This window comes from Lentzea sp. NPDC020367, assembly GCF_044387305.1.
Classification (GTDB): Bacteria; Actinomycetota; Actinomycetes; order Mycobacteriales; family Pseudonocardiaceae; genus Lentzea.
In genome coordinates this window covers 449,880-475,686 of record NZ_JBIRVV010000006.1, presented here as the reverse complement: position 1 = coordinate 475,686, position 25,807 = coordinate 449,880, and the positions used below count along the sequence as shown (strand labels likewise).

Sequence of the window (25,807 nt, the reverse complement as noted above, 5' to 3'; positions counted from 1 at the left end):
GCTTAGCGTGAATCATGCTCGTTCGTCGGCTGCTCGCCCGTCTGCTCGACTGGCTCCTGGTGCTGGTCGTGGCGTGGCCGTTGGTCCACGAACCCGTGCTGGTGGTGCTCTGCGCGGCGCTGTACGACGCTCTGCTGCTTCGCCTGAACACCCTCGGCAAAGTCCTCACGGGGCTGCGGGTCGTGGGCCCCGCGTCCGGCCTGAACCTCCGGCGGGCGCTGACGCGCACGCTCATCACGACCGCGCTGCCCGGCGCGGGCGCGGTGCTCGTGCTCACCGGTCTGGGCTGGCGGGAGCCGGCGCTGATGGCGGGCCTCGGCTGGCAGCAGCCGTGGGTCGTCATCGGCGAGCACGTCGCCGTGGGGTCGCCGGGCTGGCTCGCGTCGTTGCTGCTGGTCGGCGGGTTCGTGCTGCTCGTGCTGTCCGCCGTGGAGTCGCTTGACCTCCGCGGCACCCGGACCTGGCACGACCGCAAGGCGGGCACGGCCGTGGTGCGGCTCAAAGTGGCACAATCCCAGCGGTGACCAACGAGGTCGGGCAGAACCACGGGAACGTGGTGCAGGCGCACACCGTGGGTTCCGTTCACCTCACCTCCCCCGAACCGGCGCCCACCGCGCTCGACGGTCTTCGGCACGCCGCCGAGTCGTTCGTCGGCCGCGAGCGGGAACTCGCCGAGCTGGACGTGGCCGGACTGACCGTGGTGTCGGGCCTCGCGGGTGTCGGCAAGACCGAACTCGTGCTGCGGCACGCCGAGAAGTTCCCCGGCGGCAAGCTCTTCGTCGACCTCCAGGACTACGACGACGAACGCCGGGTGACGCCGGCCCAGGCGTTGGAGGAGTTCCTGACCGCCCTGGGGGTGCGGGAGATCCCGCGTTCCGAGGACGCCCGCGCCGCGTTGTTCCGCACGCTCGTCGCTGACCGCGAGCCGATGCTGATCGTGATCGACAACGCGAGGTCCGCGCAGCACGTGCGGCCGTTGCTGCCCAACCGGCACCGCACGATCGTCACCAGCAGGCACCGGCTCGTCGGCCTCGACGACGCCCACCACCTGGAGCTGGGGCTGCTCGCACCGGACGAGGCGGCCGCGCTGGTGGGCGATCCCGAGCTCGCCGAACTGTGCGGACGGCTGCCGCTCGCGTTGCGGATCATGGCCGCGCTGCGCCGCACCGACCCCGGCCACGACTGGGTCGCGGAACTGCGCGAGGTGAGGCTGGACCTGCTCGACGACGGCGACGAACGGTCCGTGCGCGCAGCCTTCGAACTGTCCTACCGAGCACTCACCGAGGAGCAACGCCGGGTGTTCCGGCTCTCCGCGCTGCACCCCTCGCACGAGGTTACGGTCGAGGGCGCCGCGCAGCTGGCCGGGTGCACGGAGGCCAAGGCGCGCAAGGTGTTGAGGGAGCTGCGGACCGCGCACCTGATCGAGCCCGGCGACCGCTTCCACGACCTGGTGCGCCAGTTCGCGGCCGGCTGCGTCAGCGCGGACGAGGAGAAGGAGACCCGCGAACAGGCGATGTCGCGGTTCTTCACCTACTTCGCCGAGCGGGCCGCGCAGATGAACGAAGCACTCCGCACGCCGAAACAGTCCGAGGCGCTGCACTGGTTCGACCGCCACCGGCCGACGCTCGTCGCGTCCGTGCTGTCCGCACTGCTGCTGCGGCACATCCCCCACGGCGGCGCGATCGCCCAGGCGCTGCACGACTACCTCGGTCTGCGCGGCCACCTGGACGACCTGCTGATGACCGACCAGCTGGCCGTGGACGCGGCGATCAACCTGGACAACACCTGGTTCGTCGCGGTTCTGCGGGTGCGGCTCGGCCATTCCTGCCTGCGGGCGGGGGAAGACGTGCGCGCGTTGAACAACCTCTACGAGGCCTGGAAGGTCGTGCGCCACTGCAACGACGTGCCGCTGATGCACGACGCGCTGGAAGGCCTGGTGCTCGCCTTCGAGCGCAACGGCAGGCACGAGGACGCACGGCTGGCGGCGGTGGACCGGGACGCGCTGGCCCGCATGCTCACAGCCGATCCCCGATGAACCGCAACGCCTCCGGCAGCACACGGCGCCAGTAGCCGGCGTCGTGTTCGCCGTGTTCGAACGATCCCTGCGCGCCGACCGCGTCCGCGAGCTCTCGCGCAGGGTCGTGGAACGGATCTTCCCGCCCGCACCACACGCCGACCGGTGACGTGATCCTCTCCCTGTGCCGCAACGGTTCGTGCGCCTCCCACACCTCGCGCGACGCGAACCCGTCGATCCGCTGGGCGTCCTCCCACGACGGGAAGAGCGCCGGGCTGATGGCCGCCGCGGCCTTCAGCGGCTGACGGGACGCGACGTCCAGCACGCCGAACCCGCCCATCGAGATCCCCAACGCCGCCTCGAACGGCACGGGCGGCGTGAGGTTCACCCAGTAGTCCTCGCCGCCGTTGATCACCGCGCACCGGAACGCGCACCCGTTGAGGAACTGCGGCAGCCCCAGGTCCCGCCACCACCCGACGCTGCCGCCGCGGCCGTGCAGCACGAGCACCACCGGCCCGTCCGTCCCCATCCACGCGCCCCACTGCGTGGGCTGAACGGGTACAGGTGCGACGTCGGGGACCACGCCGGGCGGGCCCGTCCAGCCGAGCAGACGGCGGCCTCGCGGGGTCAGCGCCGCGTACGTTCCGGCCGCTCCCACCAGGCCCGCACCACCGAGAAGGACAGCTCGCCGGGACATCCCCATGCGGTCCAGTGGAACACAATGTGCGCCGATCATGACAAGCGTGGACACTCTGACACTGCCACACCTGCGGCGGCGGACCCAGGATTCCGGGGTGGAATCCGACCGGATTGAGGTTGTTTCAGCAGCGTAACAGGGGGTTGAACGATGGCAGTCGAGTCCTCACCGCCCCAGGTCACACCTGACGGCCGAGTCGAACTGAGCGACGCAGGTCCCATCAAGGACAGCAGGTTCTTCAACCCCGAACTCGCCCCCGTGCCCGTCGAGCAGCGGACATGGACGACGTACAACTTCTTCGCGCTGTGGATGGGCATGGCGCACAACATCCCCAGTTACACGCTCGCGGCGTCGTTGATCGCGATCGGCATGGACTGGGTGCAGGCGTTCCTCACGATCACGCTGGGCAACCTGATCGTGCTCGTTCCCATGCTGCTCAACAGCCACGCCGGCACGAAGTACGGCATCCCGTTCCCCGTGTTCGCCCGCGCCTTCTACGGCATCCGCGGCGCGAACCTGGTGGCGTTGCTGCGCGCGTTCATCGCCTGCGCCTGGTTCGGCATCCAGACGTGGGTCGGCGGCAAGGCGCTGCACGTGATCATCGGGCGGCTGACCGGCGACGGGTGGACCAAGGCGTCGTCGATCGGCGGCCAGCCGTGGACGTTGTGGCTGTGCTTCTTCGGGTTCTGGGTCGTGCAGATGCTGGTGATCTGGCGCGGCATGGACGCGATCCGGCGGTTCGAGAACTGGACGGCGCCGCTGGTCAGCATCGGGTTCCTGATCCTGCTGGGCTACGTGCTGGTGAAGGCGGGCGGCTTCGGGCCGATCCTCGACACGCCCAGCAAGCTCGGCTGGGGACCGGACTTCTGGAAGCTCTTCTTCCCCGCGCTGATGGGCATGATCGCGTTCTGGTCGACGCTGTCGCTGAACATGCCGGACTTCACGCGGTTCGGCGGCAGCCAGAAGAAGCAGGCGATCGGGCAGCTCCTCGGCCTGCCGACCACGATGTCGTTCATCGCGATCGTCGCGATCCTGACGACGTCCGGCGCGCAGGCGTTGTACGGCGAGGCGATCTGGGACCCGGCGGATCTCGCGTCCCGCTTCGACAACACGTTCCTGGTGGTCATCGCGCTGGTCTCGCTGGTGCTGGCCACGATCTCGGCGAACCTCGCGGCGAACGTCGTCAGCCCGTCCTACGACTTCTCGAACGCCTTCCCGCGCAAGATCACGTTCGCGATCGGCGGCCTGATCACCGGTGTCATCGGCATCGTGATCCAGCCGTGGCGGCTGATCTCCGACCCGAACATCTACATCTTCGCGTGGCTCGGGTTCTACGGCGGTCTGCTGGCGTCCGTGGCCGGTGTGTTCGTCGCCGGGTACTGGGTGATCAAGAAGACGCACCTGGAGCTCACCGACCTCTACCTCGACGGCAGGGGCGCGTACTGGTTCAACGGCGGCTGGAACTGGCGGGCCGTGGTGGCGACGCTCGTGGGCTCGGTGCTCGCGGTCGGCGGCGCCCACGGCGGGCCGTTCCCGGTGGACGGGCTGATCCCGTTCCTCAAGCCGCTCTACGACTACAACTGGGTCGTCGGCTTCGCGGCCGGCTTCCTGGTCTTCCTCGCTCTGAAGGACAACACGGCAAAGGAGACGACCAGGTGAGCAACATCATCCGGGCGGCGCTCGTCCAGCAGAAGTGGACGGGCGACAAGGAGTCGATGATCGCGAACGCGGTCGAGCACATCCGCGCCGCCGCATCCCAAGGCGCGCAGGTGTTGTGTCTCCAGGAGCTCTTCTACGGGCCGTACTTCTGCCAGGTGCAGGACGCGGACTTCTACTCCTACACCGAGTCCATTCCGGACGGACCGACGACCCGGCTGATGCAGGAGGTCGCCGCGCAGAACAACATCGTGCTGATCGTGCCGATGTACGAGGTCGAGCAGCCGGGCGTCTACTACAACACCGCCGCCGTGATCGACGCCGACGGCACGTACCTCGGCAAGTACCGCAAGAACCACATCCCGCAGGTGAAGGGTTTCTGGGAGAAGTTCTACTTCAAGCCCGGCAACCTCGGTTATCCGATCTTCGACACCGCGGTCGGGCGGATCGGCGTCTACATCTGCTACGAGCGGCACTTCCCCGAGGGCTGGCGTGCCCTGGGGCTCGCGGGCGCGAAGATCGTGTTCAACCCGTCGGCGACCTCGCGTTCGTTGTCCGAGTACCTGTGGAAGCTGGAGCAGCCCGCCGCGGCCGTCGCGAACGAGTACTACGTCGGCGCGATCAACCGCGTGGGCGTGGAACCGTTGGGTGACAACGAGTTCTACGGCCAGACGTACTTCGTGTCGCCGCGCGGGCAGTTCGTCGACGAGGTGGCTTCGGACACCGAGGAAGAGCTCGTGGTGCGCGACCTCGACCTCGACCTGATCACCGAGGTCCGCGACACGTGGGCGTTCTACCGCGACCGCCGCCCGGACACCTACGAGGGCCTGGTGAACCCGTGAGCACTCTCATCCGCAACGGCCTGGTCATCAACGCGACCGGTTCGCACGCCGCCGACGTGCTGATCAGCGGCGAGCACATCGCCGCCCTGGTCACGCCGGGGTTCGAGGTGCAGGCCGACGAGGTGATCGACGCGGCCGGGAAGTACGTCATCCCCGGCGGCATCGACGCGCACACGCACATGGAGATGCCGTTCGGCGGCACCCAGTCCGCGGACACCTTCGAGACCGGCACGACCGCGGCGGCGTGGGGCGGCACGACCACGATCGTCGACTTCGCCGTGCAGCCCAAGGGAAGCAGTCTGCTGTCCACGTTGGACAAGTGGCACAGCAAGGCGGACGGCAACTGCGCCGTCGACTACGGCTTCCACATGATCATCTCCGACGTGAACGACGAGTCGCTCAAGGAGATGGACTCGTGCATCGCGGCCGGCGTGAACAGCTTCAAGATGTTCATGGCGTATCCGGGCGTCTTCTACGCCACGGACGGCGAGATCCTGCGGGCCATGCAGAAGGCGCGCGAGACCGGCGCCACGATCATGATGCACGCGGAGAACGGCATCGCGATCGACCAGCTCGTCGCGCAGGCGCTGGCTTCGGGCCTGGGCGACCCCGTGCAGCACGGCCTGACCCGGCCGCCGGAGCTGGAGGGCGAGGCCACGTCGCGGGCGATCCAGCTCGCGAAGGTCACCGGTTCCCCGCTGTACATCGTGCACCTGTCGGCGTCGCAAGCGCTTGACGCCGTCACGGCTGCCCGTGACACGGGTCAGAACGTGTTCGCCGAGACGTGCCCGCAGTACCTGTACCTGTCGCTGGAGGACCTGGCACGACCGGGCTTCGAGGGCGCGAAGTTCGTGGCCTCGCCGCCGTTGCGGCCCAAGGAACACCAGTCGTCGTTGTGGCGCGGCCTGCGCACCAACGACCTCTCGGTGGTGAGCACCGACCACTGCCCGTTCTGCTTCAAGGACCAGAAGCAGCTGGGCGTCGGCGACTTCTCCAAGATCCCCAACGGCATGCCCGGCGTCGAGCACCGCGTCGACCTGCTGCACCAGGGCGTCGTGAAGGGCGAGATCACCCGCGAACGCTGGGTCGAGATCGTCTCCACAACGCCCGCGCGCATGTTCGGCATGTACCCGCGCAAGGGCGTGATCGCACCGGGGGCCGACGCGGACGTCGTGATCTACGACCCGACGGCCTCGCAGACGATCTCCGCCGACACGCACCACATGGCCGTGGACTACTCGGCCTACGAGGGCTTCGAGGTCACCGGCCGGGTGGAGACGGTGTTCTCCCGCGGCCGCAAGGTGATCGCGGACGGCGCGTACCACGGCTCGACGGGCCACGGCCGTTTCGTGTCCCGCGACCTCAACCAGTACCTCGTCTGAGAAAGGCGGTCACCCGTGGACTTCGGTGTAGTGCTGCAGACCGACCCGCCGGCGCGGGACGTGGTGGAAGGCCTCCGCGCGGCCGAGGACTGCGGCTTCCGCTACGGCTGGACGTTCGACTCCTGCGTGCTGTGGCAGGAACCGTTCGTCATCTACTCGCAGGTCCTCTCGGCCACCCGCGATCTGATCATCGGCCCGATGGTCACCAATCCGTCCACAAGGGACTGGTCGGTGACGGCATCGCTGTTCGCGACGCTGAACGACATGTTCGGCAATCGCACGGTCTGCGGCATCGGCCGGGGCGACTCGGCCCGCCGCGTGATCGGCCAGAAGCCCGCGTCCCTGGCCACCCTGGGCGACGCGATGCACGTGATCAAGGAGCTGGCGGAGGGGCGAGAGGTCGAGCACCACGGCACACCGGTCCAGATCCCGTGGGTGCGCAACGGAAAGCTCGAGATGTGGATGGCCGCGTACGGTCCCAAGGCGTTGAAGATGGTCGGCGAGCAGGCCGACGGCTTCATCCTGCAGACCGCCGACCCGGACATCGCCCGCTGGACCATCGGCTCCGTCCGCGAGGCAGCGGTGGCCGCCGGACGTGACCCGTCGGCCATCACGATGTGCGTGGCAGCACCCGCGTACGTCGGCACTGACTTGAGTCATCAGCGCGACCAGCTGCGGTGGTTCGGCGGGATGGTCGGCAACCACGTCGCGGACCTCGTCGCGCGGTACGGGGACTCGGGCGTCGTGCCCAAGGCCCTGACCGACTACATCAAGGACCGCGAGGGCTACGACTACGCCCACCACGGCAAGGCGGGCAACCGGTCCACCGACTTCGTGCCGGACGCGATCGTGGACCGCTTCTGCCTCGTCGGGCCGGAATCCGCGCACATCGAGCGGCTGAAGGAACTGAAGGAGATCGGCGTCGACAACTTCGCGCTCTACTTGATGCACGACGAGAAGGACAAGACGCGCGACGCCTACGGATCGGCGATCATCTCCGCTGTTTAGCGGCATACTGAATCGCGTGTCTGATGATCTGGACAAGGGGTCCGTGCACAACTCCGTGACCGGAGACGTGTACGGACCCCTTGTGCAGGCCGGCTATGTCAGTGGCGACATCAACCTGCACACCCACACAACGCTCCGCCCTCCCGCGGAACTACCGCTGCGAATCGGTGTCGTGCCCCAGCGGGCAGCGGCGTTCCAGCACAGAGAACTCCCCTGGAAAGCGGTGACCGTGCTTTCCGGGCTGGGCGGTGTGGGCAAGACACAACTCGCGGCCGATCACGCCGCGACGGAATGGGCAGCAGGCAACGTCAGCTTGCTGGTGTGGGTCACCGCGGGTTCCAGGAACGCGATCGTGTCCACCTTTGCCGAGGCCGCGGCGGAACTCACCGGACGCGACGAGCCCGATCTGGAACGCGGCGCGCGCAAGTTCCTGGAATGGCTGGCCGCCAAGGACGAACCGTGGCTCGTGGTGCTCGACGACCTCCAGGATCCCGAAGACCTCACGGGCCTCTGGCCCCCGGACAACGGCCGGACGCTCGTCACGACGCGGCGGCGGGACGCGGCTCTGCGCGGGCACGAACGGCAGATCCTCGACGTCGAGACCTTCAGCGAGACCGAAAGCCTGAACTACCTGCGCACGGTGCTCGCCGATCGACCGGCGTTGCTCGACGGCGCCGCCGAGGTCGTGCGCGAACTCGGCGGCCTTCCGCTGGCGTTGGCCCAGGCCGGCGCCTATGTGCTGGACCAGCACCTGTCCTGCGCGGACTACCTCGGCAGACTGGCGAAATCGCGGCGCACGAGCGTGGCGGCCACCTGGTCGTTGTCGATCGAACGGGCCAACAGCACGCATCCCAAGCGGGTGGCGGGCCGTCTGCTCGACGTCATCAGCGTCCTCGATCCCCACGGCATTCCGCTCGACGTGCTCACCGAACCGTCCGTGCGGAGCTATCTCCACAAACTCGACGAGACCGGTGTGCGGGAGGTGCTCGCGACCCTGCACAGGCTCAGCCTGATCACGCTGGACGTCGGCTCGACGGCACGCGAGGTCCGCGTGCACGCGCTGGTGCAACGCGCCCACCGCGACGGCTGGTCCGTCCGGCAGACGAAGAAGGTCAGCCGCGCCACTGCCACCGCACTGACAGCCACGTGGCCGAAGTTCTACCGGAACGACGCGAGAGGACAGGCGCTGCTCGCCAACGGCGAAGCGCTCCTGTCGGTCATCGGCATGGACATGTGGGTCAAAGAAGGCCTGCTGTTGCCGAGCCTGCTGGGGAACAGCCTGGGCGACAGCGGCCGTGTGGTCGAAGCAAGGGACTACTTCGACCGACTGTGCGAAACGACCGCGCGGATCCGCACTCCGTACGACTTCACGACCATGCTCGCACGCATCGGCCGAGCCGCCTGGCGCGGCAAAGCCGGTGATCCGGCGGGTGCCGTGGCCGAACTCGAGCAGATCTCGGCCGACGAACACCGAGTCTCTCCCATCTACCGCCGCTTCACGCCAGGCCTGCTGCAATCCGCACGGCAGGACCTGGCGCACTTGCGTGCACAAGCCGGCGACGTCTCCGGTGGCATAGCCGATCTCGAGCGCATCCTCGCCGACCAGCTCGGGGAGCACGGACCGGAACACCCCGAGGTGCTGAAGACCCGATACGGGCTGGCCAAGCTCCACGCGGAGGCCGCGGCCGATGATCCGGTGGGCGAGTTCGACCGGCTTCTGCCCGACCTCCACCAGGTGCTCGGCCCTGACGACACCCACACCCTGATGGCCAGGAACGACCGCGCCTACTGGCTCGCACAGTCCGGTCGCCTGGCGGACGCCATCGGCGCGCTCGATCAACTAGTCCCGGATTTCGAGAGGGTCTACGGCCACGACAACCTGGAGACGCTGTTCATCCGGGGCGGTCTCGTCGAGTGCCTGACCAGGAATGGCGAGCAGGCACGTGCGGAAGTGGAGGGCGAGCGCCTTCTGGCCGATCTCGTCAGGGTGCTCGGGCCTGGTCACGAGGACGTGGCGGAGTTGCGGCGCACGCTCGGCGCGAACGACTAGCGGACCGTGCGGGTCTCGCCGTCCCACTCCGCCGTGAGCGTCGGCATGAGTTCGGCCAGCTGCACCGGATACACGGTGTCCTCGGCGGCGTCCAACTCTTCAGCGCTCCACCACCGGAACCCGGTGATCGAGGTTTCCTCGACGTCGTTGAAGCCCGAGGTGTCGACGTCCACCCCGTCGACGGAGGCGTAGAAGAACCACTCCTCCGCGTCGAACGTCTCGCCGTCGAAGCTGAAAACCGTGCGGCGGCGCCAGATCGGGCCGACGAGCTGTTCCGGTGCGAGCTTGAGGCCCGTCTCCTCGAAGGCCTCGCGGACGGCTGTGTCGCGCAGTTCCTCGCCGTCCTCCACGCCGCCGCCGACCGTGAACCAGAAGGACTCCTGGGGACGGGCGGGGTCGAAGCCCTGGAACAGCAACACGCGGCCGGCGGAGTCCGTCAGCACCACTCGGGCGGACGGGCGGGGCTTGAGCATCACGGCTTCGGACGGGGTGGTGGGTTCGGCGATCTCGAAGTACGACGGTTGCGGGGCGGTGCCTGCCAGGCGGAGCCAGCGGACCACTCGGCGGCGGCGCAGCAGCAGGGTGTCGCGGACGGCGTCGTTGTGGACGCGGCGGGCCAGCATGACGCGTTCCTCGGCGTCGGCGAGTTCGAAGGCCAGTGCCGGGGCCAGGGTCGAGCGGTCCAGGGCGGCCAGGAGGCCGGAGAGTTCGTTCTCGGCCTGTTCGCGGTCGGCACGTGAGGCGGACTCGGCGCGGGAGGCCGCCGCGGAGAGTTCCGGCACCAGCAGCGTGCGCACCAGGACGGCGCGGCGGGCCAGGGCCTTGTCGACGGCGGCCCAGGCGGCGTCGGTGCGGACGTGCAGGCGATCCAGGCGGTTCGCGATCTTCAGGATCCAGGCGGCGAGCAGCAGGGCGACGAGCACCACGACAAGAGCTGTGGTCATGCCTCGCTCACCCTGCGCGGGTCGGCGGCGATGGCGGTCTCGTAGACGCGCAGCACCTGTGACGCGACCACGGACCAGTCGAAGGCCTGCACCCGCGCCGACGCCAGGTCGACGTACTCGGCGCGCAGCGCGGAATCCCGCAGCACCGAGCGCAACGCGTCGGCCAGCGCGTGGGCGTCGCCGACCGGGAACAGCGCGCCCGCCTTGCCGTCGTCCAGCACGCGGCGGAACGCGTCCAGGTCCGAAGCCACCACGGCGGTGCCGGCAGACATGGCCTCGGTGAGGATGATGCCGAACGACTCGCCGCCGGTGTTCGGGGCGACGTAGACGTCCACGGACCGCAGCATCCTGGCCTTGTCCTCGTCGCTGACCTGGCCCAGCAGGTCGACGCGAGAAGCGAACGGGCCCTCGAACGGGTCCTCGCCGCGGCCCACGACGAGCAGGCGCAGGTCCGGGAACTCGTCGGCGATCAGGCCGAACGCCTCCCACAGCAGCGGCATGCCCTTGCGCGGCTCGTCGTAGCGGCCGACGAAGCCGATCGTGCCGCCCGCGCGCGGGTAGCCGTCCAAAGTGGACGCCGAGGAGAAGAAGTCGACGTCGACGCCGTTCGGGATCTCCACCGCGTCCCCGCCGAGGTGCTCGACCTGCACGCGCCTGGCCAGTGCGGAGACGGCGATGCGGGCCGTGACCTTCTCCAGGAACGGCTGCAGCACGGGCTGGAACGCGGACAGCATCTTGGAGCGCGGCGTCGAGGTGTGGAAGGTGGCGACGATCGGGCCGTCCGCGACCACCAGCGCCAGGAACGACAGCGAGGGCGCGGTGGGCTCGTGCAGGTGCAGGACGTCGAACTGGTGCTCGTCGATCCAGCGCCGCACCCGCGCGTACGAGACAGGGCCGAACGACAGCCGCGCCACCGAACCGTTGTACGGGATGGCGACCGCGCGGCCGGCCGACGTGACGAACGAGGGCAGCGCCTGTTCGTCGTCGGCGGGCGCGAAGACGTTCACGTCGTGCCCGAGGCCGATCAGGGCGCGGGCGAGGTCGACGACGTGGGCCTGCACTCCCCCTGGCACGTCCAAGGAGTACGGGCAGACGATCCCGACCTTCACCGCGCGAGCCTCCTGGCCAGCGCGGCGCGGCGCTTCTCCGGCAGATCGGCGAGCCAGAGCTTCTGCAGCATGTGCCAGTCGGCCGGGTGCGCGGCGATGTCGGCGGCGAACACGTCCGCGACGGCCTGCGTGGCTGCCTGGACCGTGCTGACCTTGATCGGCGGGTGGATGCGGAAGTGCCAGCCGTCCGCGGTGAACCAGCAGCCGACCGGCAGCAGCGCGGCGCCCGTCGTCGAGGCCAGGTGCGCGGGACCCGCCGGCATCAGGGTCTGCTCGCCGAAGAACGTCACGGGCACGCCGGACGACGTCAGGTCGCGGTCGCTGAGCAGGCAGACGACCTTGTTGTCGCGCAGGCGTTCGGCGAGCACCGTCGCGGGTGGACGGTCGCCGCCGTTGAGCGGCAGCACCTCGAACCCGAGGGTCTCGCGGAACTCCACGAACTTGCGGTACAGCGACTCGGGCTTGAGCCGCTCGGCGACCGTCGTGAACGTGCCGGAGTGGCCGACGAGCCAGACGCCCGCCATGTCCCAGTTGCCGCTGTGCGGCAGGGCGACGACGGCACCGGTGCCGGCCTTGAGCGCGGCGTCGAGGTTCTCCACGCCGGACACCTGCGAGTCGCACTTCTCGTAGGCGGCGCGCAGGTCCATCGACGGCAGCCGGAACGCCTCGCACCAGTACCGCGCATACGACCGCAGCGAGTCCTGGACCAGTTCGTCGAGCTCTTCCTCACCGGCCCGCGGCACGACCCGGCGCAGGTTCGTGCGCAACTGGTCGACGCTCTCGCCGCCACGCTTGGCCGCGTAGTCGGCACCGGCCTGGAACAGCCCGCGCGCCCACGACTCCGGCAACAGACGGATCAGCCGCCACCCGGCGCTGTACCCGAGGGTCGCGAGGTTCACGCGGCCTCCCGCGCCGACTTCGCGACGGCGAAGATCCGCTGCAGCACCGTCACGACCGTCATGGCCGCGAGCAGCCACAGCGAGATGGCCATCAGGTACGGCACGCCCAGCCCCTGCACCCCGGCACCGATCAGCGCGACGATGAACCGCTCGGCCCGTTCGGCTATGCCGCCGTCGGCCGAGAGCCCGGACGCGTCGGCGCGCGCCTTGACGTACGAGATGACCTGCGAGGCGACCAGGCAGATGAACCCGGCCGCGGCCGTCCACCGGTCGCCGGTGTCGAACGCGTACCAGGTGAGCGCCGCGAACAGCGCTCCGTCCGCAATGCGGTCGCAGGTGGCGTCGAGCACGGCGCCGAACCTCGTGGGGCCCTGCGCGCGGGCCATGGCGCCGTCGATCAGGTCGAGCAACACGAAGAAGGTCACCAGCGCGCAGCCCAGGAACAGCTGCCCGCGGGGGATGAACCACAGCGCGCTCGCCACGGCACCGATCGTGCCGCCCACTGTCACGGCGTTGGGCGTGAGGCCACGCGCCAGCAGCCACGCCCCGATCGGATCGGTGACGCGCGAGACGGACGCGCGAGCGAAGATGTTCAGCATGGCAGGTCGCAGCCTAGCTGGACTGCTGAAACAGGTGTTCCGCGGGTAAGCGCGGTACGCGGGACACCCTTCGACGGGAATGCGCCGAGCGGCTCGCGGGTGGGAGCGGACAGAAGCGCCTCCGACGGACCGGGACGTCCGGGGATCGCATGCGCGCAGGCAGAGGGCGGGCGCGGGCGGGCCGTGCGAGCGCCGTCCCACGCCGGTGACAAGCACTCACGTGCAGCCCGTCCAAACCCCCTCTGCGAAACCGTCTCTAACCGAGCCGGCGGTGGTCTTCGGCGATGCGCTTCAGCAGCGCCTGCAACTCCTCCCCTCGCACCGCCAGCCGCTCCAGCCGGCCGAACAGCGCGAGGTACTCGCGCACGTCCAGCGGGTCGGTGATGGTGGCGTTGCCGGTCAGCACGCTGACCGTGACGACGCGCTCGTCGTAGATGTGGAAACCGTGCAGGGCGACCACGTTCGCGTCCGCCGACCACGGCACCACGCCGAGACGGACGTTCGGGCGGCGCTGGATCGCGGCCAGGTGCTCGACCTGTTCCGCCATCAGCTCGGCCGAGCCCATCCGCCAGCGCAGCGCGCTTTCGGAGAGCACGAACACGAACTGCTTCGCCAGGTCGTCCATCCGGGCACGGCGGGTGCGCAGGGCGGCCACCGCGGCCTCCTGCTCCGAATGCGGCATCGTCCCCAGCACGATCCGCAGGTAGGACTCGGACTGCAGCAACGAGGGCACCAGGTTGACCTGGAAGAACCTCGACGTCGCGGCCCGCGCCTCCACGCGGCTGATCGTCTGCTGGTGGCGGTGCGCTCCTCGGTGCAGCACGACGCGACGGGTTTCCGCCTCCGCGTGCAGCGACCTGGCGAGTTCGACCAGTTCGATGCGCGTCTCTCTCGCGGCGGCCAGTTCCGCCACGAGACGCTCCACGTCCGTGACGGACGGAAGCAGCATGCCGTTCTCGATCTTCGACAGCTTTGACTGGCTCATCCCGGTGGCACGGGCGGTGGCCGTGCCGGTCATCTTCGCCTCGGTGCGCAACCGGCGTAGTTCACGCGAAAGCCGCTCTCTCGCTAATCGCGAACGCTCAGGTGCGGTCATGTTCGCACCGTAACCATTCGCACACGGTGAGACGATCGGCCATAGGCGGGGACTTGACTCGCAGTTGACACCTCCAGGTGGGTGATCTCACCTACCTGGAATCGCTTTGTGCTGGTGTTACGTCTCGATCGACTGGAGAAATGCACCCGAAAGATGTAACCGAAAGCCATTCCGTGTCGCGTGGAAACGACATCGATTGTCCAGTGCGGACAACGTGAGTGGTTTTTGTCACTCTTTTGTCCAACAATTGGTACGGCTTTCAATCACAGACACGCCGCTAAACGCTCCGTTTAGCCCGCAATACCGTCCGAACACCGAACACGATGGCACCCAGAATCAGCACGAAGCCGATGAGCCCCAGACCGGGGGCGTCGTCGGCGTCGGCGTACATGATCGCGCCGACGCCGAGCGCGACGACGAGGACACAGGCCACCAGGGGCAACAGCAGTCGAGGCATGGGACGACTGTCGCTCGTGACCTATCGAAAGTCAACAGATAAGCGTCGGAAAACGATCAGTCGACGGCCTTCCAGCCGTCGGCCAGCAGCTGCCGGGTCTCCCCCAGCAGCTGCGGCAGGACCTTGGTGTGCCCGATGACCGGCATGAAGTTCGCGTCCCCGCCCCACCGCGGCACCACGTGCTGGTGCAGGTGGGCGGCGATCCCGGCGCCGGCGACGACGCCCTGGTTCATGCCGATGTTGAACCCGTGCGGCGCCGCCACGTGCCGCGCGACCTTCATGGCCTTCTGCGTGAACGCGGCGATCTCCGCGGTCTCGGCGACGGTGAGCTCGGTGTAGTCGGCCACGTGCCGGTACGGCAGCACCATCAGGTGGCCGGGGTTGTACGGGTACAGGTTCAGCAGTGCGAAGACCTCGGCCCCGCGCGCGATGATCAGTCCTGCCTCGTCGTCCAGGGACACGACCCGGCAGAACGGGCAGCCCTCCGGCTCGTCGCCGTGCGCCTTGCCCGCGCCCTGGACGTACGACAGGCGGTGCGGGGTCCACAGACGCTGCAACGCGTCGTGGACCCCCACACCGTCCTGCTCGGAGAACTCAGGCGTCACGAGAGCAGTTCCGCCGTGGGCGAGGCGTTCTCGCGACGGCCGACCCAGTCGACGATCTGCTCGACGGCCCGCTCCACCGGCACACCGTTGATCTGCGTGCCGTCGCGGAACCGGAACGACACCGCGTTCGCCTCCACGTCCTTGGCACCGGCCAGGAGCATGAACGGCACCTTCTGCATGGTGTGGTTGCGGATCTTCTTCTGCATGCGGTCGTCGGAGGCGTCCACGTCGACCCGGATGCCGGCCTTCTTCAGCACCTCGCGCACCGCGAACAGGTGGTCGGCGTTCTCGGACGTCACCGGGATGCCCATGACCTGCACCGGCGCGAGCCACGCCGGGAACGCGCCCGCGTAGTGCTCGGTCAGCACGCCGAAGAAGCGCTCGACCGTGCCGAACAGGGCGCGGTGGATCATGACAGGGCGCTGGCGGGAGCCGTCCGGGCCGGTGTACTCCAGTTCGAACTTCTCCGGCAGCATGAAGTCGAGCTGGATCGTCGACATCTGCCAGGTGCGCCCCAGGGCGTCGCGGGCCTGCACGGAGATCTTCGGGCCGTAGAACGCGGCGCCACCGGGGTCGGGCACGAGCTCCAGGCCGGACTCCTCGGCCACGGAGGCGAGCGTCGCCGTCGCCTCCTCCCAGATGTCGTCCGGGCCGACGAACTTCTCCGGGTTCTTGGTCGACAGCTCCAGGTAGAAGTCGTCGAGGCCGTAGTCGCGCAGCAGGTCCAGCACGAACGTCAGCAGCGACTTCAGCTCGTCGCGGACCTGGTCGCGAGCGCAGAAGATGTGCGCGTCGTCCTGCGTCATGCCGCGCACCCTGGTCAGGCCGTGCACCACGCCGGACTTCTCGTAGCGGTACACCGAGCCGAACTCGAACATGCGCAGCGGGAGCTCGCGGTACGAACGGCCGCGCGACTTGAAGATCAGGTCGTGGAACGGGCAGTTCATCGGCTTGAGGTAGTAGTCCTGGCCGGGCTTGCGGACCGTGCCGTCCTCGTTGAACTCGGCGTCGAGGTGCATCGCCGGGTACATGCCGTCCTTGTACCAGTCCAGGTGACCGGAGACCTCGAACAGCTTGCCCTTGGTGATGTGCGGCGAGTAGACGAACTCGTAGCCCGCCTCGGTGTGGCGCTGGCGGGAGTAGTCCTCCATCGCCTTGCGGATGATGCCGCCCTTGGGGTGGAACACCGCGAGGCCGGAGCCGATCTCGTCCGGGAACGAGAACAGGTCGAGCTCCACGCCGAGCTTGCGGTGGTCGCGGCGCTCGGCCTCGGCCAGGCGCTCCAGGTAGAGGTCCTGCGCCTCCTGCGACTCCCACGCGGTGCCGTAGATGCGCTGCAACTGCGGGTTGTTCTCGTTGCCACGCCAGTACGCGGCGGCCACGCGGGTCAGCTTGAACGCCGGGATGTGCTTGGTGGTCGGCACGTGCGGGCCGCGGCACAGGTCGCCCCAGACCTGCTCACCGGAGCGCGGGTCGAGGTTGTCGTAGATCGTCAGCTCGCCGCCGCCGACCTCCATGATCTCGCTGGTGTCGACGTCGCTCTTGATGTCGACGAGCTCCAGCTTGAACGGCTCGGACGCGAGCTCGGCCTTCGCGGAGTCGATCGACTCGACCACCCGGCGCGAGAACCGCTGCGAGGACTTGATGATCTGCTTCATGCGCTTCTCGAGCGCCTGCAGGTCCTCGGGCGTGAAGGGCTTCTCGACCTGGAAGTCGTAGTAGAAGCCGTCCTTCACGGGCGGGCCGATGCCGAGCTTGGCCTCGGGGAACTGCTGCTGCACGGCCTGCGCCAGCACGTGCGCGGCGGAGTGGCGCAGGACGCTGCGGCCGTCCTCGGTGTCGGCCGCGACGGCCTCGACCTCGACGTCGACCTGCGGGGTCCACGACAGGTCGCGCAGGTGGCCCTCGGCGTCCTTCACGACGACGATCGCGTCGGAACCCTTGCCCGGCAGACCGGCTTCGCGCACGGCCGTGCCCGCCGTCGTCCCAGCCGGAACCACCACGCGCGGCGGGTTCTGGGCGACTGCTGGGCGCGACTCGGACACGATGACTCCTACGTTCGAAGATGGGGATTGCGGATCAGATGTTATCGGTGCTCAAGATGGACATGACGATCGCGTCGTGGAAGACGCCGTCCCAGAGCAGGGCGTCCCTCAGCCGGCCCTCCTCGCGGAAGCCGAGCTTCTTGTAGACGTGGATGGCCCGGTCGTTGAAGTCGTACACCTCCAGGTCCACCCGGTGGAGGTCGCGCTCGTTGAACGCGTGGTCCAGCACGTGCCTGATCGCGATCGATCCGTAGCCCTTGCCGAAACCACCCCACAACGCGATCCGCATGCCCGCCGACCTGTTGTGCGGATTGATGGTGAGCACGACCTCGCCGAGGAACTTCCCGTCCTCGGTTATCGCACGGGTGTAGCGGTCCGGGTCGTTCAGGGTGCGCTCGATGTACGCCTCGTAATCCTCCAGCGTGAACGTCCCGTGAGTACCGGTGAGCCGGTTGACCTCGTCGTCGTTCGCTCCGGCGGCGGCCATCTCGGCGGCGAACTCAGGGCGCAGAGGTACGAGTTCCATGCTCCGATTGAAGCCGGTGGGCGCAAGCGGATTCCGTCCGCGACACCTACGTACGCGCTTCTGAGTGGTTTTTCGGATGCGTCCAAGCGCCTCGGGCGAGCACCCTGTTGTCACCCGGCCCGCCGAATGGAGCATCGATCATGTCCGACCTGGTCGTCGAATGCCCGGTCCGCCTCACCGAGTCCAACCGGGACGAACTGCGCCTGCTCTACGCCGACCTGCGCGACCACTACGCACGGCGGGACGCCCGCGACGGCACGCGCACGACGTTGCACTTCCTGTGGACGGGCGTCCTGGACGACGAGCTCTTCGGCGCCACCTATGCCGACCAGCGGCACGTTTTCGCTGGTTCCAGGCCTGTCATGAACTCGCTGAGGGATCCCGCAGGGCTTCAGGAAACGAACAGGTGGCTGTCAGCCACAGCTCAGCCGGACGGCGCATCGTTGAGGACATGAGCGAGCAGGGACAGACGCCTCCACCGCAGGAGCCGTCCAAGAACGATCCGCGGGCGGCCCAGCCCGCGCCGGACCAGGCCACGACCCCGCTGCCGGCCGAAGCACCGGCCACGCCTGGCCAGCAGCAGACCGCCGAGCTCCCGGCCACCCCGGCGGCACAGCAGCAGCAGGCAGCGGACCAGCAGGCGACGACCGCGGCGGACTCCCCCGCGGCACCAGCGGCCCCGCAGCAGACGGCGACGGCCGCGGAGGCTCCGGCGGGCCCACCGCCCCCTCCGGCGGCGACCCCTTCGGCCGCGGTACCGGCACCCCGTGGCCGGGCGAGGCGTTTCGCGGGCCACCGCGCCACCCAACTGGTGGCCGTGGGTCTGCTGGGTCTCGTCCTCGGCGGCGGCATCGTGGGAGCCGTCGCGGCCAACCGCTTCGACGACCGGGGCGGCCCCGGCCACGTGCGGATGTACGAGCGCGGCGAGCGCGGACCCGATCGCGGCCCTGCCCGCGGCGGCGACCGCGGTGACCAGCGCGGCCCGTTCGGTGAAGGCCGTCCCGGCGACCGCTTCGAGCGGTGACCCGACCGAGCGCGTGACTCACGACCCGATCCCCGACGCCGTGAGTCACGCGCTCCCCAAAACCCGGAACGCGCGCCCCGCCGGAATTAGTCCCCCTCGTTCTGCGGTGGCGTGCGTTCCGCCCATGCCTCAGTGGGGCTGCGGTCCCAGCCGGATCGCCAGCAGCTGACGCCGCATCACCTTCCCGGTCGCGTTGCGCGGCAGCTGCGGCACGACCACGACCTCGCGCGGAACCTTGTGCCGCGCCAGCCTCGTGCGCACGAACTCGCGCAGCTCCCGCACGTCGATCCGCGCGCCCGCGACCGGCACGACGAACGCGCGCAACCGTTGCCCGTACTCGGGATCCGGCACGCCGAGCACCGCCGCGTCGCGCACGCGGTAGTGCGTCATCAGCAGGTTCTCGACCTCGACCGGGTACACGTTCTCGCCGCCGGACACGATCATGTCGTCCTCGCGGCCGTCGAAGTACAGCCGGCCGCTGGGGTCGAAGTGGCCGAGGTCGCCGGTCGCGACGAGTCCGTCGATGGACTCCTTCTGCGTGCCGTCCGTGTAGAGGTCGACGGTCAGCGAGCCGCGCACGTAGATCTTGCCCGTCACGAACGAGCGCGTGATGCGGTTGCCCTCGGCGTCGTAGATGCGCACGACGCAGTTGTGCGGTGGCAGGCCGACGCTGGACGGCGCGGCCGCGAGGTCCTCCGGCGTGGCGACGGTGGCGACGGCCACTTCCGTTGAGCCGTAGAGGTTGTAGAGCACCGGGCCGAGGACGGCCTGGGTGCGTTCGACCAGGTCCGGTGAGATCGGCGCGCCCGAGGAGAACACGACGGCCAGGTGCGACAGGTCGAACGAGTCGATCACGTGGCGTTCGAGTTCCATGATCCGTTGCAGCATCGTCGGCACCAGGACGAGCGTCGTGCAGCGCTGGCCCTGCACCGACCACAGCGTCTTGCGCGGGTCGAAGCGGCGGTGCAGCACCGCGCGCGAACCCAGCGACATCGCGAGCGTCAGGTGCGAGTAGCCGACGGAGTGGAAGATCGGCGCGGCGATGAACGTCGACTCGCCGGAGTGCATCGGGATGCGGTCGAGGAAGTCCGACGCGGTCAGCACCGACTTGATCTCGCGGGCGGTGCCCTTGGGGGTGCCGGTGGTGCCGGACGTCAGCTGGATCACGACACCCGGTTCGCGCGGCGGTTCCAGCTCTCCGCGCGGCGCCTTGGCCACCAACTGGTCCAGCGTCGGCGTGCGGCGGTCCAGTCCGTCGCGCGACCACGCGAGCCAGCGCGGAATCGACGGCGGCAACTGGTGGAACAGCGGCGTGAACTCCTCATCGTGAATGACGAGCGACGCGCGTTCACGTTGCAGGAGATCCATGACGACCGGTGCGCCGAATCCCGTGTTCACCAGGAGTACGCGCACACCCAGTTTCGCGCACGCCAGCAGCGACTCGACCGTGCCGCGGTGGTTGCGGCACATCAGCGCGACGACGTGCGTGTGCTGCACCCCCAGCGCGCGCAATCCCTGTGCGATGGCATTGGAACGCCGGTCGAGTTGTCTGTACGTCACCGAACCACGTTCGTCGACGATCGCGACGCCGTCCGGATTCAGCCGGACGGAACGGCGCAGCGCCGTCACGTTCGGCCCCCAGACCTGGACCTCTCTCAAAGCCTGCACGGACATCTTGACGTTCGTGAGACTCACCATGCCCGCTTCGGACAAGACACGGAGTGAGTGCACCTTGCCCATGGCGTCGCGAAACACCTTGCGCAACCCTGGCATCAACAGCTCCTTGCGCTGCAAGTCCCCGAGGTTTCGGACGGTAACCGTCCGAAAGCCTTACGCCAAGTGTTGTTCCATGCGGAATGTGCATGACAACAGGACATTTGGACTTGTAAACGTTTTCAGGTGGTCCGGTTCATGTTCGTCAGCTTTCCACACTGCTGCGTTCGCGGGAGTCTGACCGGTCAGACCAAGAAGCCGCGCAACAACGACGCCGTTCCGTCCAGGTGTTCGGCCATGGCCTGCCGTGCCGTCGTGGGGTCTCCGTCCAAAATGGAGGCGATGATGCGCTCGTGCTGGGCGTTGGAGTGCGCGAGGTTCGGTTCGAGCAGCGGGATGTGGTCCAGCAGCTCGTTGGCGCGCATCCGCGACTCGGCGACGGCGGCGGTGAGGGCCGCGGACCCGGTGGCCTCGGCGATCGCCAGGTGCAGCCGCGAGTCCTTGCGCCGATATTCCACGAGCGATGAGGTGGAGGCTTCTTCCAGTCGCGCCCGCAGTCCGCGTCGTTCGGCGGGCCCCAGCGACCGTCCCGCCGCCGTCTCCGCGGCGCCCGTCTCCAGCACCTTCCGCAACGTCAGCACGTCGTGGAGGTCGCCGAACTCCTTGCCGGGAGCGGACTTCGGCAGCACCTCGTTGACGAACGTGCCGCCGTAGCGTCCCCTTCGGGACTCGACGTAATGGTTCTCCTGCAACGACCTGATGGCCTCGCGCACAGTCACCCGGCTCACGCCGAGCCGGGTGGCCAGTTCCCGTTCGGACGGCAGCTTCTCCCCCGGCGCGACGACGCCGAGCCGGATGGACTGCATGAGCCGTTCGACGGTCTCCTCGAAGGCGTTGCCCGCCCGCACCGGGCGGAACAACGCCTCCTGCGCGTGCTCCATCATCTAGAGCGGTGTCACGTACGCGCCGGCGATGCCGCCGTCCACGAGGAAGTTCGACGCCGTCATGAACGACGAGTCGTCGGACGCCAGAAACGCGACCGCCGCCGCGATTTCCTCAGGTTCGGCGAACCGACCGAGCGGTACGTGAACCAGGCGCCGCGCGGCCCGCTCCGGGTCCTTCGCGAACAGTTCCCGCAACAGCGGCGTGTTGACCGGGCCGGGAGACAGGGCGTTGACGCGGATGCCCTCGCGGGCGAACTGCACACCGAGCTCACGCGACATCGCGAGCACGCCGCCCTTCGACGCCGTGTAGGAGATCTGCGACGTCGCCGCGCCCATCGTCGCGACGAACGACGCGGTGTTGATGATCGAGCCCTTGCCGTTGGCCTGCATGTGCGGAAGCGCGTACTTGCAACACAAATAAACCGACGTGAGGTTCACCTTCTGCACGCGTTCCCACGCCTCGAGGCCCGTCGTGAGGATCGAGTCGTCGTCGGGCGGCGAGATACCGGCGTTGTTGAACGCGATGTCCAGCTTGCCGTAAGTGTCCACAGTGGTCTGGAACAGCGCTTTGACCTGTTCCTCGTCGGTCACGTCGACCTGGACGAACAGTCCGCTCACCTCGTCCGCGGCGGCTTTGCCCGACGCGGGGTCGAGATCGGCGACGACGACCTTCGCGCCCTCGCTCGCGAACCTGCGCACGGTCGCGAGTCCGATACCGCTGCCGCCACCCGTCACGACGGCCACGCGGCCTTCGAGTCGCTGCACCATCTGTTGTTCTCCTCGGGTTCGCCTGGAATCAGGTAGCGATGAAGACGTTCTTGACTTCGGTGAACGAGTCGAGCGCGTCGGGGCCGAGTTCGCGCCCCAGGCCCGACTGCTTCACGCCACCGAACGGCGTCCAGTAGCGGACGGACGAATGCGAGTTCACCGACAGGTTCCCGGCCTCGACCGCGCGCGAGACGCGGATCGCGCGGCCGACGTCGTTCGTCCAGATCGAGCCGGACAGCCCGTACTCCGAGTCGTTCGCGATCCGGATCGCGTCGGCCTCGTCGGTGAACGGGAGCACGACGACGACCGGTCCGAAGATCTCCTCGGTGACCGTCACGTGGCCGGCGGGCGGCGTCAGAACCGTGGGCGGGAACCAGAAACCGGGTCCGTCCGGCGACGATCCGCGGAACGCGACGTGGGTGTCGTCTGGGACGTAAGACGCGACCTTGTCCAGGTGCGCCGCGGTGATGAGCGGCCCCATCTCGGTCGCCTCGTCGCCGGGCTCGCCGACCTTGACGCCCTTGACGGCGGGCTCCAGCAGTTCCATGAACCTGTCGTAGACGCTCGTCTGCACGAGGATTCGCGACCGGGCGCAGCAGTCCTGCCCGGCGTTGTCGAACACCCCGTACGGCGCCGTGGCGGCGGCCTTCTCCAGGTCGGAGTCCGCGAAGACGATGTTGGCCGACTTGCCGCCCAGCTCCAGGGTCACCCGCTTCACCTGGTCCGCGCAGCCCGCCATGATCTGCTTGCCGACCTCGGTCGAGCCGGTGAAGACGACCTTGCGCACCAACGGATGCGTGACGAACCGGTTGCCGACGACGCTGCCCTTGCCCGGCAGGACCTGGAACACGCCCTCCGGGATGCCCGCCTCCAGCGCCAGCTCACCGAGCCGGATCGCGGTCAGCGGCGTCACCTCGGCGGGCTTCAGGACCACCGTGTTGCCGGCCGCGAGCGCGGGCGCGAAGCCCCAGCCCGCGATCGGCATCGGGAAGTTCCACGGCACGATCACGCCGACGACGCCGAGCGGTTCGTGGAACGTGACGTCGAGCCCGCCCGCGACCGGGATCTGCTTGCCGAACAAGCGTTCCGGGGCAGCCGAGTAGTACTGGAGCACGTCGCGGACGTTGCCCGCCTCCCAGCGCGCGTTGCCGATGGTGTGCCCGGAGTTCTCGACCTCCAGCCGGGCGAGTTCCTCGACGTGCGCGTCGACGATCTCCGCGAACTTCCGCAGCAGCCTGGCTCGATCGCCGGGAGCGACGTTCCGCCAGCTCTCGAACGCCTTCTGCGCCCGGCCGATCGCCGCGTCGGTGTCGCCGAGAGTGGTGTGCGGCACGGACCGCACGATCTTCTCGGTGGCGGGGTTGATGACGTCAAAGGTCACGACGCTTTGCTCCTTGCAGCGGCTACGAGAGCTTCGAAAAGCCTCAGGTCCTCGATGTCCTGCTCCGGGTGCGACTGCACGCCGACGACGAACCGCGCGCCTTCCAGTTCAACGGCTTCCGCGGTCCCGTCGGGTGCCTTCGCGGTGACGCGCAACCCGTCCGCCACGCGGTCCAGCGACTGGTGGTGATGGCATTGAACGGTCGTTCGATCGCCCAGGATCGTGTGCAGCTGGGTGTCGGCGGCGACCGTGATGTCGGTGCTCCCGAACACGCCCGGTGCCTCGTTGTGGCCCTCGATGTGCTGGTGCAGCGTGCCGCCGAGGGCCACGTTGAGCACCTGCATGCCGCGGCACACGCCGAGCACCGGCAGGTCGAGCTTCAGCGCGGCCTCGACGAGCGCGAACTCGGCGTCGTCGCGGGCGCGGCTCGGTTCGCCGGTCCGTTCGTGCTTCTCGGCACCGTAGGCGGCGGGGTCGATGTCCGCGCCGCCCGCGATCACCAGACCGTCGAGGAACCCGATGGTCTCGGCGTTCCAGGTGCCGACCGGCGGCAGCATGACGGGGTTGCCGCCCGCCTCGACGACGCAGTCGAGGTAGCCGCGGTAGAGCACCGCCGCTTCCACGTCCCAGAGCCCGAAGCGCGTGCGCTCCAGGTACGTGCTGATGCCGATGAGTGGCTTAGAGGCGCTCAAACCCGCGCACCTTCTCCCAGTCCGTGATCGCCGCCTCGAACGCGTCCAGCTCGACCTTGGCGGCGTTGAGGTAGTGCGCGATGACGTCCTCGCCGAACGCCTCGCGCGCGATCGTGCTGCCCGACAGCAGTTCCGCCGACTCCTTGAGCGTCGTGGGCACCGTCGGCCGGTCGGACGCGTAGGCGTTGCCGACGAACTCGTCCTCCAGCTCCAGCTCCTGCTCGACGCCGTGCAGGCCGGCCGCGATCAGCGCCGCCACCGCGAGGTACGGGTTCACGTCACCGCCGGGGACCCGGTTCTCGAACCGCAGCCCGTGGCCGTGGCCGACGACCCGCAGCGCGCACGTGCGGTTGTCGCGGCCCCACGCCACCGCGGTCGGCGCGAACGAGCCCTTCACGAAGCGCTTGTAGGAGTTGATGTTCGGAGCGAGGAAGTAGGTGAGCTCCCGCAGCCCGGCCAGCTGGCCCGCGAGGAAGTGCTTCATCAGCTGCGACATGCCGTGGCCCTCGGCGAAGACCGCCTCGCCTTCCTTGGAGCGCAAGGAGAGGTGAATGTGGCAGGAGTTGCCCTCGCGTTCGTTGTACTTCGCCATGAACGTGAGCGCCTTGCCCTGCTGCGACGCGATCTCCTTGGAACCGTTCTTGTAGATGGCGTGCTGGTCGCACGTGCGCAGCGCCGTCGTGTACTTGAACGCGATCTCGTGCTGGCCGGGGTTGCACTCGCCCTTGGCCGACTCGACGACCATGCCCGCGCCCGTCATGCCGTTGCGGATGGCCCGCAGCAACGGTTCCACGCGCGCGGTGCCGAGCAACGAGTAGTCGACGTTGTACTGGTTCGACGGCGTGAGGTTGCGGTAGCCGGCGTTCCACGCCTGCTCGTAGGTGTCGTCGAAGAGGATGAACTCCAGCTCGGTGCCGACGTAGCAGTCCAGTCCCAGCGCGGCCAGCCGGTCGAGCTGCTTGCGCAGGACCTGCCGCGGCGAGGCGACGACCGGGTCGCCGTTCTCCCAGACCACGTCGCACATGACGAGCGCGGTGCCCTCCTGCCACGGCACGCGCCGCAGCGTCTCGAGGTCCGGCTTCATCACGAAGTCGCCGTACCCGCGCTCCCAGCTCGACATCTCGAAGCCGCTGACCGGGTTCATCTCGACGTCGACGGCGAGCAGGTAGTTGCAGCCCTCCGCGGAGTGCCCGAGGACCTCGTCGAGGAAGTACTGCGCGGCGCAACGCTTGCCCTGCAGGCGACCCTGCATGTCCACGATCGCGACCAGGACGGTGTCGATCTCACCGCTGTCCACGGCCTCGCGCAACTCCTCGACGGTCAGCATCTCCGCGTTCCTCCAAAGGTATGTCTGCG

The 25,807-nt window shown here is 68.7% G+C and carries 25 protein-coding genes; 9 read left to right on the top strand and 16 right to left on the bottom strand.

Translation table 11 applies throughout. The features are described 5' to 3' along the window. Nucleotides 1–14: 14 nt before the first annotated feature. Nucleotides 15–524, top strand: a complete 510-nt coding sequence (locus ACH413_RS27435) for a hypothetical protein (RefSeq protein WP_360031524.1) — start codon at nt 15–17, stop codon at nt 522–524. Next, nucleotides 521–2,035: an ATP-binding protein gene (locus ACH413_RS27430; RefSeq protein ID WP_360031526.1), complete on the top strand. Its 1,515-nt coding sequence runs from the start codon at nt 521–523 to the stop codon at nt 2,033–2,035. Before ACH413_RS27435 ends, ACH413_RS27430 begins: the two co-directional genes overlap by 4 nt. Here ACH413_RS27430 and ACH413_RS27425 read toward each other — a convergent pair. After that, on the bottom strand, nt 2,016–2,717 hold the full coding sequence (locus tag ACH413_RS27425) for a hypothetical protein (RefSeq protein WP_360031528.1): 702 nt from the start codon (nt 2,715–2,717) through the stop codon (nt 2,016–2,018). The genes ACH413_RS27430 and ACH413_RS27425 overlap by 20 nt on opposite strands. Nucleotides 2,718–2,861: 144 nt before the next feature. On the opposite strand from ACH413_RS27425, the gene ACH413_RS27420 reads away from it, so the two are divergent. From ACH413_RS27420 to ACH413_RS27400, 5 genes are read left to right on the top strand one after another with little or no spacing between them, the layout of a single operon-like run. After that, the gene (locus ACH413_RS27420; protein ID WP_360031530.1) at nt 2,862–4,370 is read left to right on the top strand and encodes an NCS1 family nucleobase:cation symporter-1; all 1,509 of its coding nucleotides are present in this window, start codon (nt 2,862–2,864) and stop codon (nt 4,368–4,370) included. Next, on the top strand, nt 4,367–5,209 hold the full coding sequence (locus tag ACH413_RS27415; protein ID WP_360031532.1) for a nitrilase-related carbon-nitrogen hydrolase: 843 nt from the start codon (nt 4,367–4,369) through the stop codon (nt 5,207–5,209). Before ACH413_RS27420 ends, ACH413_RS27415 begins: the two co-directional genes overlap by 4 nt. Further along, nucleotides 5,206–6,591: a dihydropyrimidinase gene (hydA, locus tag ACH413_RS27410; protein ID WP_360031533.1), complete on the top strand. Its 1,386-nt coding sequence runs from the start codon at nt 5,206–5,208 to the stop codon at nt 6,589–6,591. The genes ACH413_RS27415 and hydA overlap by 4 nt, the downstream gene beginning before the upstream one ends. Before the next feature lie 15 nt (nt 6,592–6,606). Next, on the top strand, nt 6,607–7,599 hold the full coding sequence (locus ACH413_RS27405; RefSeq protein ID WP_360031535.1) for a TIGR03842 family LLM class F420-dependent oxidoreductase: 993 nt from the start codon (nt 6,607–6,609) through the stop codon (nt 7,597–7,599). 16 nt (nt 7,600–7,615) lie between these two features. Further along, the gene (locus ACH413_RS27400; RefSeq protein ID WP_360031537.1) at nt 7,616–9,649 is read left to right on the top strand and encodes an NB-ARC domain-containing protein; all 2,034 of its coding nucleotides are present in this window, start codon (nt 7,616–7,618) and stop codon (nt 9,647–9,649) included. On the opposite strand, the gene ACH413_RS27395 is transcribed toward ACH413_RS27400, so the two are convergent. The 9 genes from ACH413_RS27395 to ACH413_RS27355 form a co-directional block, all read right to left on the bottom strand. After that, entirely contained in the window at nt 9,646–10,593 is a 948-nt protein-coding gene (locus tag ACH413_RS27395) for an NUDIX domain-containing protein (protein WP_360031539.1), read from the bottom strand. The genes ACH413_RS27400 and ACH413_RS27395 overlap by 4 nt on opposite strands. After that, nucleotides 10,590–11,702 (bottom strand): glycosyltransferase family 4 protein, encoded by a 1,113-nt coding sequence (locus ACH413_RS27390; protein ID WP_360031540.1) that lies wholly within the window; start codon nt 11,700–11,702, stop codon nt 10,590–10,592. Before ACH413_RS27390 ends, ACH413_RS27395 begins: the two co-directional genes overlap by 4 nt. Continuing rightward, nucleotides 11,699–12,601, bottom strand: coding sequence for a phosphatidylinositol mannoside acyltransferase (locus ACH413_RS27385; protein WP_360031542.1), 903 nt, complete (start codon nt 12,599–12,601; stop codon nt 11,699–11,701). Before ACH413_RS27385 ends, ACH413_RS27390 begins: the two co-directional genes overlap by 4 nt. After that, complete coding sequence (pgsA, locus tag ACH413_RS27380) at nt 12,598–13,200, bottom strand: phosphatidylinositol phosphate synthase (protein WP_360031544.1); 603 nt, start codon at nt 13,198–13,200, stop codon at nt 12,598–12,600. The genes ACH413_RS27385 and pgsA overlap by 4 nt, the downstream gene beginning before the upstream one ends. A gap of 256 nt (nt 13,201–13,456) precedes the next feature. Next, on the bottom strand, nt 13,457–14,296 hold the full coding sequence (locus ACH413_RS27375) for a helix-turn-helix transcriptional regulator (protein WP_360031546.1): 840 nt from the start codon (nt 14,294–14,296) through the stop codon (nt 13,457–13,459). A 277-nt stretch (nt 14,297–14,573) separates the two neighbouring features. Beyond that, entirely contained in the window at nt 14,574–14,753 is a 180-nt protein-coding gene (locus ACH413_RS27370; protein ID WP_360031548.1) for a hypothetical protein, read from the bottom strand. A gap of 56 nt (nt 14,754–14,809) precedes the next feature. Further along, a complete protein-coding gene (locus tag ACH413_RS27365) occupies nt 14,810–15,358 on the bottom strand; it encodes an HIT domain-containing protein (protein ID WP_360031550.1) in 549 nt (182 codons plus the stop codon). Beyond that, complete coding sequence (gene thrS, locus ACH413_RS27360; RefSeq protein WP_396425307.1) at nt 15,355–17,361, bottom strand: threonine--tRNA ligase; 2,007 nt, start codon at nt 17,359–17,361, stop codon at nt 15,355–15,357. Before thrS ends, ACH413_RS27365 begins: the two co-directional genes overlap by 4 nt. Before the next feature lie 76 nt (nt 17,362–17,437). After that, nucleotides 17,438–17,929 (bottom strand): GNAT family protein, encoded by a 492-nt coding sequence (locus ACH413_RS27355; protein ID WP_360031554.1) that lies wholly within the window; start codon nt 17,927–17,929, stop codon nt 17,438–17,440. Nucleotides 17,930–18,069: 140 nt separating this feature from the next. On the opposite strand from ACH413_RS27355, the gene ACH413_RS27350 reads away from it, so the two are divergent. Beyond that, nucleotides 18,070–18,384, top strand: a complete 315-nt coding sequence (locus ACH413_RS27350; protein ID WP_396425270.1) for a hypothetical protein — start codon at nt 18,070–18,072, stop codon at nt 18,382–18,384. Then, nucleotides 18,381–18,953 carry a hypothetical protein gene (locus tag ACH413_RS27345; protein WP_360031558.1) on the top strand — a complete coding sequence of 191 codons (573 nt, stop codon included), beginning with the start codon at nt 18,381–18,383 and terminating at the stop codon, nt 18,951–18,953. The genes ACH413_RS27350 and ACH413_RS27345 overlap by 4 nt, the downstream gene beginning before the upstream one ends. A 129-nt stretch (nt 18,954–19,082) precedes the next feature. Here the strand turns inward: ACH413_RS27345 and ACH413_RS27340 are convergent, their stop codons facing one another. The 6 genes from ACH413_RS27340 to ACH413_RS27315 all read right to left on the bottom strand — a co-directional run bounded on the left by ACH413_RS27340 (nt 19,083) and on the right by ACH413_RS27315 (nt 25,778). After that, nucleotides 19,083–20,726 (bottom strand): AMP-binding protein, encoded by a 1,644-nt coding sequence (locus ACH413_RS27340; protein ID WP_360031560.1) that lies wholly within the window; start codon nt 20,724–20,726, stop codon nt 19,083–19,085. Nucleotides 20,727–20,911: 185 nt separating this feature from the next. Beyond that, nucleotides 20,912–21,610, bottom strand: coding sequence for a FadR/GntR family transcriptional regulator (locus tag ACH413_RS27335; RefSeq protein WP_396425269.1), 699 nt, complete (start codon nt 21,608–21,610; stop codon nt 20,912–20,914). After that, entirely contained in the window at nt 21,611–22,378 is a 768-nt protein-coding gene (locus ACH413_RS27330; RefSeq protein ID WP_360031562.1) for a 3-oxoacyl-ACP reductase, read from the bottom strand. It lies immediately after the preceding gene. A gap of 28 nt (nt 22,379–22,406) precedes the next feature. Further along, nucleotides 22,407–23,759 carry an aldehyde dehydrogenase family protein gene (locus tag ACH413_RS27325; protein ID WP_360031563.1) on the bottom strand — a complete coding sequence of 451 codons (1,353 nt, stop codon included), beginning with the start codon at nt 23,757–23,759 and terminating at the stop codon, nt 22,407–22,409. Then, nucleotides 23,756–24,451 carry a gamma-glutamyl-gamma-aminobutyrate hydrolase family protein gene (locus ACH413_RS27320; protein ID WP_360031565.1) on the bottom strand — a complete coding sequence of 232 codons (696 nt, stop codon included), beginning with the start codon at nt 24,449–24,451 and terminating at the stop codon, nt 23,756–23,758. The genes ACH413_RS27325 and ACH413_RS27320 overlap by 4 nt, the downstream gene beginning before the upstream one ends. Then, entirely contained in the window at nt 24,438–25,778 is a 1,341-nt protein-coding gene (locus ACH413_RS27315) for a glutamine synthetase family protein (protein ID WP_360031567.1), read from the bottom strand. Before ACH413_RS27315 ends, ACH413_RS27320 begins: the two co-directional genes overlap by 14 nt. Nucleotides 25,779–25,807: the final 29 nt, after the last annotated feature.